The 14,177-nt window shown below is 59.0% G+C and carries 13 protein-coding genes; 4 read left to right on the forward strand and 9 right to left on the reverse strand.

Going from position 1 to position 14,177, the window contains the following annotated elements; genetic code table 11:
• Window positions 1-14: 14 nt before the first annotated feature.
• The 7 genes from LG383_RS19290 to rhaB form a co-directional block, all read right to left on the reverse strand.
• On the reverse strand, window positions 15-1,019 hold the full coding sequence (locus LG383_RS19290; RefSeq protein WP_106995759.1) for an ABC transporter permease: 1,005 nt from the start codon (window positions 1,017-1,019) through the stop codon (window positions 15-17).
• Complete coding sequence (locus LG383_RS19295; RefSeq protein WP_225759941.1) at window positions 1,016-2,020, reverse strand: ABC transporter permease; 1,005 nt, start codon at window positions 2,018-2,020, stop codon at window positions 1,016-1,018. The genes LG383_RS19290 and LG383_RS19295 overlap by 4 nt, the downstream gene beginning before the upstream one ends.
• Window positions 2,020-3,522: a sugar ABC transporter ATP-binding protein gene (locus tag LG383_RS19300; protein ID WP_225759942.1), complete on the reverse strand. Its 1,503-nt coding sequence runs from the start codon at window positions 3,520-3,522 to the stop codon at window positions 2,020-2,022. Before LG383_RS19300 ends, LG383_RS19295 begins: the two co-directional genes overlap by 1 nt.
• Before the next feature lie 112 nt (window positions 3,523-3,634).
• Window positions 3,635-4,621, reverse strand: a complete 987-nt coding sequence (gene rhaS, locus LG383_RS19305; RefSeq protein WP_106995762.1) for a rhamnose ABC transporter substrate-binding protein — start codon at window positions 4,619-4,621, stop codon at window positions 3,635-3,637.
• A gap of 84 nt (window positions 4,622-4,705) precedes the next feature.
• The gene (gene rhaD / locus LG383_RS19310) at window positions 4,706-5,536 is read right to left on the reverse strand and encodes a rhamnulose-1-phosphate aldolase (RefSeq protein ID WP_106995763.1); all 831 of its coding nucleotides are present in this window, start codon (window positions 5,534-5,536) and stop codon (window positions 4,706-4,708) included.
• Between the two features lie 95 nt (window positions 5,537-5,631).
• On the reverse strand, window positions 5,632-6,891 hold the full coding sequence (gene rhaA, locus LG383_RS19315) for an L-rhamnose isomerase (RefSeq protein WP_225759943.1): 1,260 nt from the start codon (window positions 6,889-6,891) through the stop codon (window positions 5,632-5,634).
• Entirely contained in the window at window positions 6,888-8,357 is a 1,470-nt protein-coding gene (gene rhaB / locus LG383_RS19320; protein ID WP_225759944.1) for a rhamnulokinase, read from the reverse strand. The genes rhaA and rhaB overlap by 4 nt, the downstream gene beginning before the upstream one ends.
• Window positions 8,358-8,657: 300 nt before the next feature.
• On the opposite strand from rhaB, the gene rhaS (LG383_RS19325) reads away from it, so the two are divergent.
• The 4 genes from rhaS (LG383_RS19325) (at window position 8,658) to yiiM (ending at window position 11,973) form a co-directional block, all read left to right on the forward strand.
• Window positions 8,658-9,494: an HTH-type transcriptional activator RhaS gene (rhaS, locus tag LG383_RS19325; RefSeq protein WP_106995766.1), complete on the forward strand. Its 837-nt coding sequence runs from the start codon at window positions 8,658-8,660 to the stop codon at window positions 9,492-9,494.
• A 73-nt stretch (window positions 9,495-9,567) separates the two neighbouring features.
• A complete protein-coding gene (rhaR, locus tag LG383_RS19330) occupies window positions 9,568-10,416 on the forward strand; it encodes an HTH-type transcriptional activator RhaR (protein ID WP_225759945.1) in 849 nt (282 codons plus the stop codon).
• A 185-nt stretch (window positions 10,417-10,601) separates the two neighbouring features.
• Window positions 10,602-11,222: a superoxide dismutase [Mn] gene (gene sodA, locus LG383_RS19335; protein ID WP_225759946.1), complete on the forward strand. Its 621-nt coding sequence runs from the start codon at window positions 10,602-10,604 to the stop codon at window positions 11,220-11,222.
• Window positions 11,223-11,298: 76 nt separating this feature from the next.
• A complete protein-coding gene (gene yiiM, locus LG383_RS19340; RefSeq protein WP_225759947.1) occupies window positions 11,299-11,973 on the forward strand; it encodes a 6-hydroxyaminopurine reductase in 675 nt (224 codons plus the stop codon).
• Window positions 11,974-12,003: 30 nt separating this feature from the next.
• On the opposite strand, the gene cpxA is transcribed toward yiiM, so the two are convergent.
• Both cpxA and cpxR read right to left on the reverse strand, forming a co-directional pair.
• Window positions 12,004-13,377 carry an envelope stress sensor histidine kinase CpxA gene (gene cpxA, locus LG383_RS19345; protein WP_106995770.1) on the reverse strand — a complete coding sequence of 458 codons (1,374 nt, stop codon included), beginning with the start codon at window positions 13,375-13,377 and terminating at the stop codon, window positions 12,004-12,006.
• Window positions 13,374-14,072, reverse strand: a complete 699-nt coding sequence (gene cpxR, locus LG383_RS19350) for an envelope stress response regulator transcription factor CpxR (protein WP_106995771.1) — start codon at window positions 14,070-14,072, stop codon at window positions 13,374-13,376. Before cpxR ends, cpxA begins: the two co-directional genes overlap by 4 nt.
• Window positions 14,073-14,177: the final 105 nt, after the last annotated feature.

Raw genomic sequence — 14,177 nt, forward strand, 5'->3', positions numbered from 1 at the left:
CAGGGGTGAGGGGATTAAATCCGTCTTCGCTGCATAATCCGGCGGGTGACGATCGGCAGGGAGATCACCACAATCAGCATCGCGCCGATGATCACCGACATCACGATGCCCGGCACGTTGAGCAGGCTCAGGCCGAAGGTGACCAGCCCCATCAGGAAGGCGGCGATAATCACGCCCACCATGCTGCCGGAACCGCCGAGAATATTGACCCCACCGAGTACCGCCATGGTCACCACCGCCAGCTCCCATCCCATCGCAATGGTCGGACGGGTACTGCCCAGACGCGAGGTGAGCAGCACCGAGGCCAGTCCGGCCATCAGCCCCACCAGGGCAAAGAGGAGCAGGTTGTGACGCTTGACGTTGATGCCGGAATACCAGGCCCCGGTCGGGTTATTGCCGATGGCATAGGTGCGACGCCCGAAGTTGGTCTTGTGCAGCACGAAGGCAAACACGACCGCCAGCACGATAAACAGCGCGAACTCAAACGACAGCGCGCCCCAGACATACCCCTGGCCAAACCACGCGAAGCTCTCCGGGTACGCATTCAGCGCCTGGTCGCCCAGCAGAATGTAGGTAATCCCGCGATAGAGACTCATGGTGCCGATGGTGATCACAATCGACGACAGGTTAAAGCGGGTTACCAGCAGACCGTTGAACAGCCCGCACAGCAGGCCCACCCCTAAGCCCACACAGACCAGCAGCGGCGTATCCAGCCCGGCCGCCGCACAAAAGCCCATCACCGTGGAACTCAGGGCGATGGTGGAGGCCACCGACAGGTCAATTTCCCGGGCGATAATCAGCATCGCCATCGGCAGGACGATGATCGCCTTTTCGGTGAAGTTGAACGTGGCGTCGGACAGGTTCCAGATATCAAGGAAGTACGGCGAGGCCAGGGCGTTACCCACAAACACCGCCAGGGTGACCGCCAGCAGAAAACCTTCCCAGCACAGCAGGCGCTGGAAAATGCCTGCCGGGGCGGGGGTGTTTTTAATCTCTTCAGACGTCATTACTTTACTCATGATCTCACCGCCTGTTTCTGACGAGCCAGCGCCGCATCGCGCAGGATCAGCCGTCCTTTGCGTTTGTTGCCGCGCTCATTGAGTAGCACCGCAATCACGATCACCGTTCCGGAGATCGCCATCTGCCAGAAAGGTGATACGCCAATCACCGGCAGGGCATTGTTGATCACCCCGAGGAACAGCGCCCCGCACAGGCAACCGAGCACCCGGCCGGTACCGCCCATGGTGCTGATGCCGCCGATGACGCAGGCGGCTACCACCTGCAGCTCAAAGCCGTTCGCCACGTCGACATAAGCCACCGCAAAGCGCGAGATCCACAGATAGCCGCAGAACCCGGCCAGCGCCCCGGAGAGGCAGAAGCTGACGAACTGCATCTTCCCGGCGTTGATCCCGGTGTAGTACGCCGCCGTCGCGTTGCCGCCCGCAGTGTAGAGCGCGCGTCCGGTGCGGCTGTAGCGCAGGAAATAGCCCACCAGCAGCAGGGCGGCAATGGCGCACCAGCTCAGCACTGGCAGGCCCAGCACCGACGCACGCGGCAGGCCGAGGAAGTCAGCCCCCATCTGGTTGGAGTTGACCCAGCCGCCGCCGGAGAGCAGGAAGATAATCCCGCGGTAGATGCTCATGGTGCCGAGCGTCACCACAATCGCCGGAATGCCCATCTTCCACACCAGCAGGCCGTTGATGACGCCCATTACCAGGCCCAGCACGGTGGCGAGGATCAGCAGCGCCCAGACCGGTACCCCGGGGTAGTTAAAGTTAATCAGGGCGACAATCATCCCGGTCAGCGCCAGGTTGGCCGCCATCGACAGGTCTATGCCCCTGGTGAGCAGTACCATCATCTGCCCGAGGGCGAGAATGATCAGAATCGAGGTGTCGTTAAACATCTCCACCAGGTTGCCCGGGGCGATAAACGACGGGACGCGAGCGCCGATGGCGATAATCATCAGGACGATCACCGCCGCCAGCAGCGCCTCGCGGTGTTTAAGCAGCTGTTGCACCATTATGCGGCCTCCTGTCTGGCACCGCTGGCGGCGCTGACGATGGTTTCTGCCGTCGCGCCCCCCGCCTGATATTCCGCCACCATCAGCCCTTCATGCATCACGATAATGCGGTCGGCCATGCCCATCACTTCCGGCAGTTCGGAGGAGACCATGATCACCGCCAGGCCCTGACCGACCAGCTCGGACATAAACTGATGCACCGCCGCTTTGGAGCCGATATCGATCCCTTTGGTCGGTTCATCGAGGATGATGACGTCCGGGTGGGTCGCCAGCCATTTGCCGATCACCACCTTCTGCTGGTTGCCGCCGGAGAGGGTTTCCACCGCCTGTTTCCAGCTAAAGGCTTTCACCTGCAGGCGTCTGGCGTATTCATCCGCCAGCTGCCACTCGCGATCGTCATGCAGCACCCCGTTAGGGTTGAGCTTGCTGAGCTGGGGCAGGCTGATGTTCTGCGCAATCGACAGCTCGATAATCGCCCCCTGCTTCTGGCGCTCTTCCGGCACGCAGACAATCCCGGCCCGGATGGCGTCCGCCGGCTGGCGGAAATGCTGCTCTTTCCCGTTCAGCACGATGCTGCCGGAGGAGGGACGCGAGACGCCGGAGAGCGCCTGCATCAGCTCGGTGCGCCCGGCCCCCACCAGCCCGTAAAAGCCGAGGATCTCGCCTTTGCGCAGGGTGAAGGAGATGTTAGCGAACTCGGTGGGGTGGCAGAGATTTTTCACCTCCAGCACGGTGTCGCCTTTTTCGCACTCTACTTTCGGGAAGGTCTGGGTAATGGCGCGGCCCACCATCATCGCCACCATCCGCTCTTCGGTGATGTCGTTGATGGCCCCGGCACCGACAAACACGCCATCGCGCAGGATGGTGTAGTGATCCGCCAGCTCAAAAATCTCGTCGAACTTGTGTGAGATAAACAGGATCGCTTTCCCCTCCAGCTTCAGGCGTTCAACGATTTGATAGAACTCAAGAATTTCATGCTGCGACAGGGCGGCGGTGGGTTCATCGAGGATCACCACCTGCGCGTCAAACGACAGCGCCCGGGCAATCGCCACCATATGGCGCTGGGCGATGCTCAGGGTTTTCAGCGTCGCGCGCGGGTCAATCTGCACCTCGAGACGGGTAAGGATCGCCTGCGCCCGGCGGTGCATCTCCGGCCAGTCGAGCTTCTTGAAAAGGCCTTTATAGAGGTACTGACCGACAAAAATATTTTCGGTGACTGACAGCTCGTCGAACAGGACGGTCTCCTGGTGGATGGCGGTAATGCCCACCTTGTGCGCCGAATCCGGGGTCGGCAGGTTGATGGGAATGGCTTTGTAGAGGATCTCGCCCTCGTCGGGCTGGTAGATGCCGGTCATCACTTTGACCAGCGTTGATTTGCCCGCGCCGTTTTCACCGATCAGGGCGGTGACTTTGCCGGGCCAGAGTTCGAGCTGCACGTTCTCAAGGGCGCGCACACCGGGGAAAACCTTGGTGATGCCTTTAAGCTGAAGCAATGGGGTCATGATAGTTCTCCAGAAATTCCCCCTCACCCCAAGCCCTCTCCCCATAGGGGCGAGGGGCTCGATCGGTTCCCTCTCCCCTTTGGGGAGAGGGTTAGGGTGAGGGGTGAAGTTGTTAGAAAATCTTCGAGAACTTATCAATATTGCTGGCATCGTAAACAAACGGCTCAGCCATCGCGCCGCTGCCGTCGGCATCCAGCTTCACTTTGCCCAGTTTGCCCATGCTGGCTTCGTCTTTGGTCGCCGTGCCTTTCACCAGGTCATCCGCTAAGTAGGTCGCGGCATACCCGAGGTCGATCGGGTTCCAGATGGCGAAGCTTTTGCTGGCACCGGATTTCACCGCGCCGGCCATCTCAGAAGGCAGGCCCAGGCCGGTAACATAGACTTTGCCGATCTTGCCCTGATCTTTCACCGCCTGCGCTGCGGCCACGATGCCGACCGACGACGGAGAGACGATCACCTTCAGATCCGGGTAGGTTTTCAGCAGGCCGACCGCTTCGCGGTAGCTCTTATCCGACAGATCGTCGCCATAGGCCACGGTCACCAGGTTGACGGACGGGTACTGCGGCAGCACCTTTTTCATCTCGGCAATCCAGGTGTTCTGGTTGGTGGAGGTTGGGGTGGCGCTCAGCACCGCCACATCGCCTTTCTCCACGTTCAGCGCTTTCAGCGCTTCGGCCGCCAGCTTGACGTTGGTCTCGCCAATCAGCGCGTTATTGGAAGGGTTGAGGTGGATCTGGCGTCCGGCTTTCGCCACACCGGAGTCCCATGACACCACTTTGATCCCGCGCTGCATCGCTTTTTTCAGCACTGGCACCACGGCATCAGGATCGTTGGCGGAGATGGCGATCGCATCCACCCCCTGGGCGATCAACCCGTTCAGCACTTCGATCTGCGCTTCGGCCGTGGTGGTGGTCGGCCCGGTATAGATCACTTTGACATCACCTAACTCTTTGGCTGCCTCCTGGGCACCCACGTTTGCCGCTTCGAAGAAGCCATTACCTAAGGATTTCGCCACCAGGGCGATTTTTACTTCCGCTAAAGCAGAACCGGACAACGCCAGGGCGGCAACGGTGAGGATCAAGCTTGTCTTTATTTTCATTGCTTTTACTCCACTTAATGAGGTGATTTTTGTAGGGTTTGCAGGTGTAGTTCGCCCCGTCCCGGTGAGCGGGGCGCGATGTTCTTATTTGTACAGATCTAACGCCGACTGCATAGGGGTGACGCCAAAGCGTTTGCCCAGCGCAATCAGCTCTTCCCGGGTGATGGTCTGCTTCATGCCACCCATCGAATAAACCTTTACCAGCACTTCGGCAGACTTCTCGGCGGTGTCGATCAGACCAAAGGTCTCATCCAGCGTCGGGCCGCTGCCGAACACACCGTGGAATGGCCACAGCACCAGCGAATGTTTTTGCATCTCAACTGCGGTGGCTTCGCCAATCTCATCGGTACCTGGCACCATCCACGGCAGAATGCCCACGCCATCCGGGAACACCACCAGACACTCGGTGCTGCCTTCCCACAGCTGACGGGTGATAACGTCCGTGTTGTTCTCCAGCACGAAGGTCAGGGCGATCAGGTTGGTGGCGTGGCAGTGCATGATCACGCGATCTTTCCCACTGGTGGCCTTGATTCGCTCGCAGTGGGAGAGGAAGTGGGCCGGCAGCTCAGAGGTTGGCACCGCGTCGTCAGTCAGCCCCCAAAGAATGTGGTAGCCCGCGCCGTCGCTGTCCACTTTTACCACCCCTAAACTGGCGGTGGGATCGAGCTGCACGTTGCGGAAGAACTTGCCGGAACCGGTGACGATAAACGGCGTGTTGGCGAGCAGCGGCATCGGCTGGCTCAGGGCGATATAGCGCGGCTTCTGATGGAAGTCGGCGGCAAAGGGTTCAATATCCGCGTCGTCCAGGCGCAGCGTCAGGTTGCCGCCGTTGCGCTCGTCCCAGCCTTTCAGCCAGGCGTCGGAGGTGGCTTTGATCATGCCCTGGACGAACCAGGATTGGGTGATGGTCTGCATTCTGTGTTTCCTTTGAAAATGCCGGGTGGCGCTGCGCTGACCCGGCCTACTTTTACCCGTAGGCCCGGCAAGCGAAGCGCCGCCGGGCAATGTCTTTACTTGCGATTAACTAATACGTCCTGCTCATAAGCCCGCACGGTATCCAGCCACTGGCTGCCCGCCGGGGCGTCGTTGCGCTGGCAGTACATCTCCCATACCGCCTGCCACGGCAGGGATTTTTGCTCTTCGAGCAGCGCCAGACGCGCGGTGTAATCCCCTGCGGCTTCCAGCGCGCGCAGCTCGGCGGTGGGCTCCAGCAGGGCGCGCAGCAGGGCTTTTTTCATGTTGCGGGTGCCGATAACCCAGGCCGCGATGCGGTTGATGGAGGCGTCGAAGAAGTCGAGGCCGATGTGCACCCGGTCAAACAGGTCATGGCGAATGATTTCGCTGGCGATGGCCTGGGTTTCATCATCCAGCAGCACCACGTGGTCGCTGTCCCAGCGCACCGGACGGCTGACGTGCAGCAGCAGATGCGGTACATACAGCATCGCGGCGGAGATTTTGTCGGAGATCACTTCGGTCGGATGGAAGTGGCCCGCGTCCAGGCACAGGGCGGTCTGACGGCTGGTGGCGTAACCCATGTAGAACTCACTGGAGCCTACGGTGTAGCTTTCGGCGCCAATGCCGAACAGCTTGCTCTCCACGGCGTCGATGTGGTGCGCCGGGTTCAGCTTCTCGCTGATCGCCTCATCCAGCGCCGCCAGCAGACGCTGACGCGGGGCGAGGCGGTCAACGGTAATGTCTTTCATCCCGTCCGGGATCCAGATGTTCATTACCGATGGGGTGCCCAGCTGTTCGCCAAAGTACGCCGACACGTGACGGCTGGCCTTCACGTGGTCGATCCAGAACTGACGAATTTCGTCGTCGGCGTGGGCGAGGGTAAAGCCGTCGGCGCTCAGCGGATGCGAGAAGCAGGAGGGGTTAAAATCCAGCCCCAGCTTGTTGGTTTTTGCCCACTCGACCCAGTTCTTAAAATGTTCCGGCTTGATGGCATTGCGCTCCACCGGCTCGTCGGATTCCAGATAGATAGCATGCAGGTTCAGGCGCTTTGGCCCCGGGATCAGGCTCAGGGCCAGCTCCAGATCCGCCCGCAGTTCGGCGGCATTACGCGCCTTACCCGGATAGTTACCGGTGGCCTGGATCCCGCCGGTCAGCGCGCCACCCGGGTTCTCAAAACCGGCGACGTCATCGCCCTGCCAGCAGTGCATAGAGACGGGCAGACGGTCGAGCTGACGCAGAGCCTCCTCGACATCCACGCCCACGGCGGCGAAACGCTGTTTAGCCAGTTCCCAGGCTTGTTCAAGTTGAGTGGTCATGCGCAAAGCTCCTTTGTCGGTCGTTGTTGCTGAAACTGCGTGCGGTAGCGGGCAATCTCATGATCGGGATGAGGGGTAAAGGTGGTCAGGCCGTAGTTGCCGGTCACCACCTGACGGAATTGATCAACATTCGTGAGTTCATCGAGGGTCATCAGCTGAATGCCGATATTGCCGAGTGTCGATGCCTCAACCGGCCCGGCTAACACCGTGATACCGCAGGCGTTGGCGCAGAGCTGGTTCAGCAGCTGGTTCTGGCACCCGCCGCCGACAATGTGCAGCTGGCTGAAGGGCTTACCCCGCAGGGTCGCCAGCTCGTGCAGCACTTCGGCATACAGCAGGGCGAGGCTGTCAAAGATGCAGCGCGCCAGCTCGGCGGCATTCTCCGGCACCGGCTGGGCGCTGTCGCGGCAGGCGGCCTGGATCTCAGCGCTCATATTGGCCGGATTGATAAAGCGGTCGTCATTCGGGTTGATCAGGAAAGTGCAGGCCGTCAGCTTTTCGGTTTCTGCGATAAGCTCCGGCAGGTTAGAGATGTTCTGCTCTTTCAGCACCCGCTGCAGCAGCCACAGGCCCATGATGTTTTTCAGCACCCGGTAGCGGCCCTCGGCCCCGCCTTCGTTGGTGATATTCGCTGCCAGTGCGTTATCGCTGGTGTAAGGCGTTTTGCTCTCAAAGCCCATCAGCGACCATGTGCCGGAGGAGAGATACGCCGAATCCTTCGAGGCCAGCGGGGCGGCAATCACCGCACTGGCGGTGTCGTGGCTGGCGACGGCCACCACCGGGATCGCGTTATCCTGCGGGCAGATCCAGTGACCAATCACGTTGCCCGGATGGGTTGGGGTGCCAAACCAGTCGCGCGGCGCGCCGGTCCAGTTGAGCAGGTTCTCGTCCCAGGAGTCAGAATTGATGTTCACCAGCTGGGTGGTGGTGGCGTTGGTATATTCCCAGTTCATCTGGCCGGTGAGACGGTAGCTGAAGTAGTCCGGGATCAGCAGGGCATGCGCAACGTTCGCCACCAGTTCCGGCTGCTGTTCCACCAGGGCGCGCAGCTGATACAGAGTATTAAACGGCAGGAACTGGATGCCGCTCCGGCCATAGATCTCCGCTTTCCCGAGCTGTGCTAACGCATGCGCCATCACCCCGTCGGTGCGGCTATCGCGATAGGAGACCGGGAGGCCCACGCGCTCGCCGTTGCTGTCCAGCAGCACGTAATCCACGCCCCAGGTGTCAATCCCGATGCTGTCGATGTGAATGCCTTCTTCGCACACCTTATTCAGTCCGGTGCGGATCTCCGCTTCCAGGGTGTCGATATCCCAGCAGTCAAACCCGCCCTGCTTTTGCAGGCAGTTCACGAAACGGTGGATTTCGCGCAGGGAGAGGGTGCGCTGCTCGCGGTGGTAGCTCGCCAGCATTACGCGGCCGCTGGATGCGCCTAAATCGACAGCCACACAATGGCGAAAAGTCATGGTCCGGTCCTTCCTGAAGTCATTGCCGGACAGTGTAAAAAAGGGAAGCGTCAGTGACCTTCTTGCCACTGACAGCGCATTTCAGGCGCTGGCAAGAAAGCAAAGATGAACGTGAGGGAGTTCACATTTCCCGCCAATAGCCGGGATTTCGGGGGATGTGACGGTGGGCGCATTTCCGGATCTTTCCCGCCGTTTCTTGAAAAAGCGACAGGCTTTGCGCCATTTGCTGTCGAAAATTTAAGGTGAGCCGGGAAACCCTAAATTACTATTTTGAGAACATTTATCATCTGGTGAACCGTTATGACCGTACTGCACAGCGTGGATTTTTTCCCTTCAGGCCACTCGCCTGTGGCGATTGAGCCGCGGCTGCCCCAGGCTGCCTTTCCGGAACATCATCATGATTTCCATGAGATTGTGATCGTGGAGCACGGCACGGGCATCCATGTCTTCAACGGACAGCCCTACACCATCAGCGGTGGCACGGTGTGCTTTGTCCGCGATCATGATCGGCATATGTATGAACATACCGACAACCTGTGCCTGACCAACGTGCTCTATCGCTCCCCGGAAGCGTTCCAGTTTTTGTCGGGACTGAACCAGCTGTTGCCTCAGGAGCAGGACGGTCACTACCCGTCGCACTGGCGGGTGAATCAGTCCACGCTGCAGCAGGTGCGCCAGCTGGTCAGCCAGATGGAGCAGTCCGAAGAGGGACAGACCACCCACGCCCTCGCCAGCCGCGAGATCCTGTTTATGCAGCTGCTGGTGCTGCTGCGCCGGGGTAGCCTGGTGGAAGGGGCGGCGGATAACGATGCCCGGCTCAATCAGCTGATGGCCTGGCTGGAAGATCACTTTGCAGAGGATGTCTGCTGGGAGACGCTGGCGGATAACTTTTCTCTCTCGCTACGCACCCTGCATCGCCAGCTGAAGCAGCACACCGGGCAGACGCCGCAGCGTTACCTGAACCGTCTGCGGCTGATCAAAGCGCGCCATCTGCTGCGCCATACCGACGATAGCGTCACGGATATCGCCTATCGCTGCGGTTTCGGCGACAGTAACCACTTTTCGACCCTGTTTCGCCGGGAGTTTTCCTGGTCCCCGCGCGACATTCGCCAGGGCCGGGATGCCTCGCTTCAGTAACGCGAGGAAAATCACCGTTTTATTGCATCAAACCGGGTAATAATGGCAGGTTGTTCCCGGGTGAGGTTGTGATGTGGCAGGACAGTTGATTCTTCGCAGAGCCGATTTTTTTGCATCCGCCGCCCAGGCCGTCGCGGTGGCGGACCGCTATCCGCAAAATGTCTTTGCTGAGCACACCCACGACTTCTGCGAGCTGGTGCTGGTGTGGCGCGGCAATGGCCTGCATATCCTCAACGATCGCCCGTACCGCATCACCCGCGGTGACCTGTTTTATATCCGCGCGGAAGACAAACACTCCTACGCCTCGGTTAACGATCTGGTGCTGCAGAACATCATCTACTGCCCCGACCGGCTGAAGCTCAACGTGGACTGGGCGGCGAACATTCCCGGTTTTCTCAGGGCCGGCGGCACCCCGCACTGGCGGCTGGGCAGCAATGGCATGACGCAGGTGCGTCCGGTGATCGCCCAACTGGAGCAGGAGAGCCTGAAGAACGATCCCCACGCGTTCGACATGGCCGAGCTGCTGTTTGCCCAGCTGGCGATCATGCTCAAACGCTACCGTTATGCCCCGGATAACCCGGCGGCCAGCGAACCGGAAGCGCTGCTGGATAAGCTGATCACCGCTCTGGCCGGTAGCCTGAACCGCAGCTTTGTGCTGGAGAAGTTTTGCGAGCAGGAGCAGTGCAGCGAGCGAGCCCTGCGCCAGCAGTTCCGTACCCAGACCGGGATGACGGTGAACCACTACCTGCGCCAGCTGCGCATCTGCCACGCGCAGTATCTGCTGCAGCACACCGAGCTGATGGTCAGCGAAGTCGCCATGCAGTGCGGCTTTGAGGACAGTAACTATTTCTCGGTGGTGTTTAACCGCGAAGTGGGGATGACCCCGGTTCAGTGGCGCCACCGCAGCCATAACGCGGCGTAATAGAATATCTGCTCACCCCTGAGTGACACCACACGCCCCGCCAGATCAGTCACATAACGAAAAGTTATAACCTTATTAAAACTACGGCATTGATAAACATTTTCAATATCATTTAATTAACTATAATGAACCAACTGCTTACGCGGCATTAACACGTTTGCCGCCCGACAATAATGGAGATGATTATGAGCTATACCCTGCCATCCCTGCCGTACGCTTACGACGCCCTTGAGCCGCATTTCGACAAGCAGACGATGGAGATCCATCACACCAAACACCACCAGACTTACGTTAACAACGCCAACGCGGCGCTGGAAAGCCTGCCAGAATTTGCCAGCCTGCCTGCTGAAGAGCTGATCACCAAACTGGATCAACTGCCGGCTGACAAGAAAACCGTACTGCGTAACAACGCGGGCGGTCACGCTAACCACAGCTTCTTCTGGAAAGGCCTGAAAACCGGTACCACCCTGCAGGGTGACCTGAAATCCGCTATCGAGCGCGACTTCGGCTCCGTTGACAACTTCAAAGCTGAGTTTGAAAAAGCCGCTGCGACCCGTTTCGGCTCTGGCTGGGCGTGGCTGGTACTGAAAGGCGACAAACTGGCTGTGGTTTCAACTGCAAACCAGGACTCCCCGCTGATGGGCGAAGCAATCTCTGGCGTATCCGGTTTCCCAATCGTGGGCCTGGACGTGTGGGAACACGCTTACTACCTGAAATTCCAGAACCGTCGCCCGGACTACATCAAAGCCTTCTGGGACGTGGTGAACTGGGACGAAGCAGCAGCACGTTTCGCCGCTAAAAAATAAGGTTGCAAAGCCGTCTGTGAGAAGCGAGTCTGATGACTCGCTTTTTTTATACCCACAATCTGCGTAAGGAGCCGCGATGGACTATCCAGCCAACGTATTTATTGGAAAAATAAAGGATTATGACGGCAGTCGCCCGAGCGCGATTGCTAAAGTGCAGGTTGACGGCGAACTCACCCTCACCGAAAAGGGGCTGGTGGGCGATCAGCAGGCGGAGAAGAAAATCCACGGCGGGCCGGATCGCGCGCTGTGCCACTATCCACGCGAGCATTATGCGTACTGGGCAAGCGAATACCCTGATCAGGCCGGGCTTTTTGTCGCCCCGGCGTTTGGCGAAAACCTCTCTACTGAGGGGCTAACCGAGAAGAACGTCTTTATCGGCGATATCTTTCGCTGGGGTGACGCCCTGATCCAGGTGACCCAGCCGCGCTCCCCGTGCTTCAAACTCAATTTCCACTTCGGGATCACCGATATCGCCACGCAAATGCAAAATGCCGGGAAAACCGGCTGGCTGTATCGGGTGATTGTCGCAGGTAAAGTTTCGGCGGATGCGCCGCTAACGCTGGTATCCCGCCTGAGCGATGTCTCGGTGCATGACGCCTGCGCTATCGCCTGGCATATGCCTTTTGATGACGATCAGTATCACCGACTGCTGTCGGCGGCGGGGTTATCGATCAGCTGGACCCGAACCATGCAGAAGCGGCGACTTAGCCACAAGATCGAAGACAATGCGCGGAGATTGTGGGGAAGATAATCTATCCTCTCCCTGTTGGGGAGAGGATAATTATGAACGCTTATACAACGGCAGCCAGAGCGTTAAACGCAATCCCCCCAGCGGGCTGTCGTCCGCTTTCACCCAGCCGCGATGCTGCTGAATGGCGGTTTCGACAATCGCCAGACCCAGCCCGGTACCGCCTGATTCACGGTCACGCGCCTCGTCGGTGCGATAGAAGGGACGGAAAATCTGCTCGCGATCTTCCGGGCTGACGCCAGGACCATCATCATCGACGTTGATGGTGATACCGTCTTTGTCCACCGAGAACGCCACCTCGATTTTGGTATGCGAATAGCGCAGGGCGTTACGCACGATATTCTCCAGCGCGCTCTCCAGCGTGTTGGGGTTACCGTACAGCGGCCATGGCCCCGGCGGGAAGTTGACGGTGAAGGATTTCCCCATCTGCTCCGCTTCGAATGCCGCGTTATCCAGCACCTCATGCCACAGATGATTGGCTTTCACCGTTTCGCTGACCAGCGCGTTTTTCTGCTGATTGCGGGACATCACCAGCAGGTCGTTGATCATGCTGTCCAGACGATGCGCTTCGGTTTCGATACGCTCCAGCTCTTTGCTTTCACCGCTCCGGCGGCGCAGCAGGGCGGTGCCCAGTTGCAGACGCGTCAGCGGGGTGCGCAGTTCGTGGGAGATATCAGACAATAGCCGTTGCTGGGTGGTCATCATCCGCTCCAGCGCGGTCACCATCTGGTTGAAGCTGGCACCCGCCGCCAGGAACTCCTGCGGCCCGGCTTCCAGTTCCGGATGTTGCCGCAGGTTGCCCTGCGCCACTTCATCCGCAGCGTTTTTCAACTTACGCGCCGGTTTCGCCAGACTCCATGCCAGCCACAGCAGCAGCGGTGAACTCACCAGCATCGTGACAATCAGTAGCAGCAGCGGGCGGTCGAACAGCAGGTTGATAAAATCGGACTGGGAGTTGCTCGCCGGACGAATCAGGTAGAGCTGATAGTTATCTTCCCCGTCATTGACGGAGAACGGCCCCACCATCTCTACCCGACCATATTTTTTCTTTTGCGGATGATCGGCGTTATCCGCCTGGCCAATGAAGTTGCGGATAATCTGCATTTCATTGCGATCGGCCCCAATTACGCGGCCTTCGCTGGTGACCAGCAGCAGGCGTTGTCCGGGCGGCGCCCATTTTTCGATAGCGCGAAACAGCCTGCGCCACCACATCAAATCATTGGGCGGATCGATGGCCAGCTCTGCTTCCACGTGCTGCTCGATCATCACACCCTGACGTTGCTCGCTGTCGAGGAGCTCCGTCATCTGGCGTGAGTCGAGTTTAGGTAACATCAAAACCAGCATTAAAACGAGTGCCAGCGTCAGCCAGAAGATGGCAAAGATGCGGGCGGTTAAACTGCCTATCATGAAGCGGACACCATCAGATAGCCGCGTCCACGCAGGGTTTTAAACCATGGGTGACCATCCTTGCGCTCCGGTAATTTGCGGCGCAGGTTGGAGATGTGCATATCAATCGCACGGTCAAACGGGGTCAGGCGTTTACCCAGCACTTCCTGGCTCAGATGTTCACGCGATACCACCTGGCCCAGATGCTGCGCCAGCAGATAAAGCAGGGTGAATTCGGTGCCGGTGAGTTCCAGCGCCTGGCCATCGAAGCTGGCTTCCTGGCGGCCCGGATTGAGGCTCAGGGAGTCGACTTCCAGCGTCGGCGAGCCGTTGTCGGTGTTCTGCTGCTGCTCGCTCCAGTGAGAGCGGCGCAGGATCGCCCGAATACGCGCCACAAGTTCACGGTCGTTAAAAGGTTTAGGCAGATAGTCATCGGCACCCAGCTCAAGGCCCAGTACACGATCGAGTTCGCTGCCGCGCGCGGTCAGCATAATGACTGGGGTCTGGTGCGTCTGGCGCAGCTCTTTAAGGGTGTCGATACCGTTCTTCTTCGGCATCATGACGTCGAGCAAAAGCAAGTCGATGCTATCGTCGAGCTGACTCAGCGCCTGCTCCCCGTCGTGGGCCACCGACACGTCAAAGCCTTCCATGTCGAGCAACTCCTTTAAAAGGGATGTCAGCTCTCGGTCATCATCAACTAACAGGATTTTATTCATTGTTTAAATACCTCCGAGGCAGAAATTACGTCATCAAGGCTATCTAATCCATGACTTTACGTTGTTTTACACCCCCTGACGCATGTTTGCAGCCTGAATCGTAGA

The sequence above is a fragment of the Leclercia sp. Marseille-Q4284 genome (genome assembly GCF_916618945.1).
Lineage (GTDB): Bacteria > Pseudomonadota > Gammaproteobacteria > Enterobacterales > Enterobacteriaceae > Enterobacter > Enterobacter tamurae.

Bases quoted from the DNA above. Each gene is read 5' to 3' on its own strand.
- LG383_RS19290 (WP_106995759.1), bottom strand. From the start codon at position 1,019: ATGAGTAAAGTAATGACGTCTGAAGAGATTAAAAACACCCCCGCCCCG.
- LG383_RS19295 (WP_225759941.1), bottom strand. From the start codon at position 2,020: ATGGTGCAACAGCTGCTTAAACACCGCGAGGCGCTGCTGGCGGCGGTG.
- LG383_RS19300 (WP_225759942.1), bottom strand. From the start codon at position 3,522: ATGACCCCATTGCTTCAGCTTAAAGGCATCACCAAGGTTTTCCCCGGT.
- rhaS (WP_106995762.1), bottom strand. From the start codon at position 4,621: ATGAAAATAAAGACAAGCTTGATCCTCACCGTTGCCGCCCTGGCGTTG.
- rhaD (WP_106995763.1), bottom strand. From the start codon at position 5,536: ATGCAGACCATCACCCAATCCTGGTTCGTCCAGGGCATGATCAAAGCC.
- rhaA (WP_225759943.1), bottom strand. From the start codon at position 6,891: ATGACCACTCAACTTGAACAAGCCTGGGAACTGGCTAAACAGCGTTTC.
- rhaB (WP_225759944.1), bottom strand. From the start codon at position 8,357: ATGACTTTTCGCCATTGTGTGGCTGTCGATTTAGGCGCATCCAGCGGC.
- rhaS (WP_106995766.1), top strand. From the start codon at position 8,658: ATGACCGTACTGCACAGCGTGGATTTTTTCCCTTCAGGCCACTCGCCT.
- sodA (WP_225759946.1), top strand. From the start codon at position 10,602: ATGAGCTATACCCTGCCATCCCTGCCGTACGCTTACGACGCCCTTGAG.
- yiiM (WP_225759947.1), top strand. From the start codon at position 11,299: ATGGACTATCCAGCCAACGTATTTATTGGAAAAATAAAGGATTATGAC.
- cpxA (WP_106995770.1), bottom strand. From the start codon at position 13,377: ATGATAGGCAGTTTAACCGCCCGCATCTTTGCCATCTTCTGGCTGACG.
- cpxR (WP_106995771.1), bottom strand. From the start codon at position 14,072: ATGAATAAAATCCTGTTAGTTGATGATGACCGAGAGCTGACATCCCTT.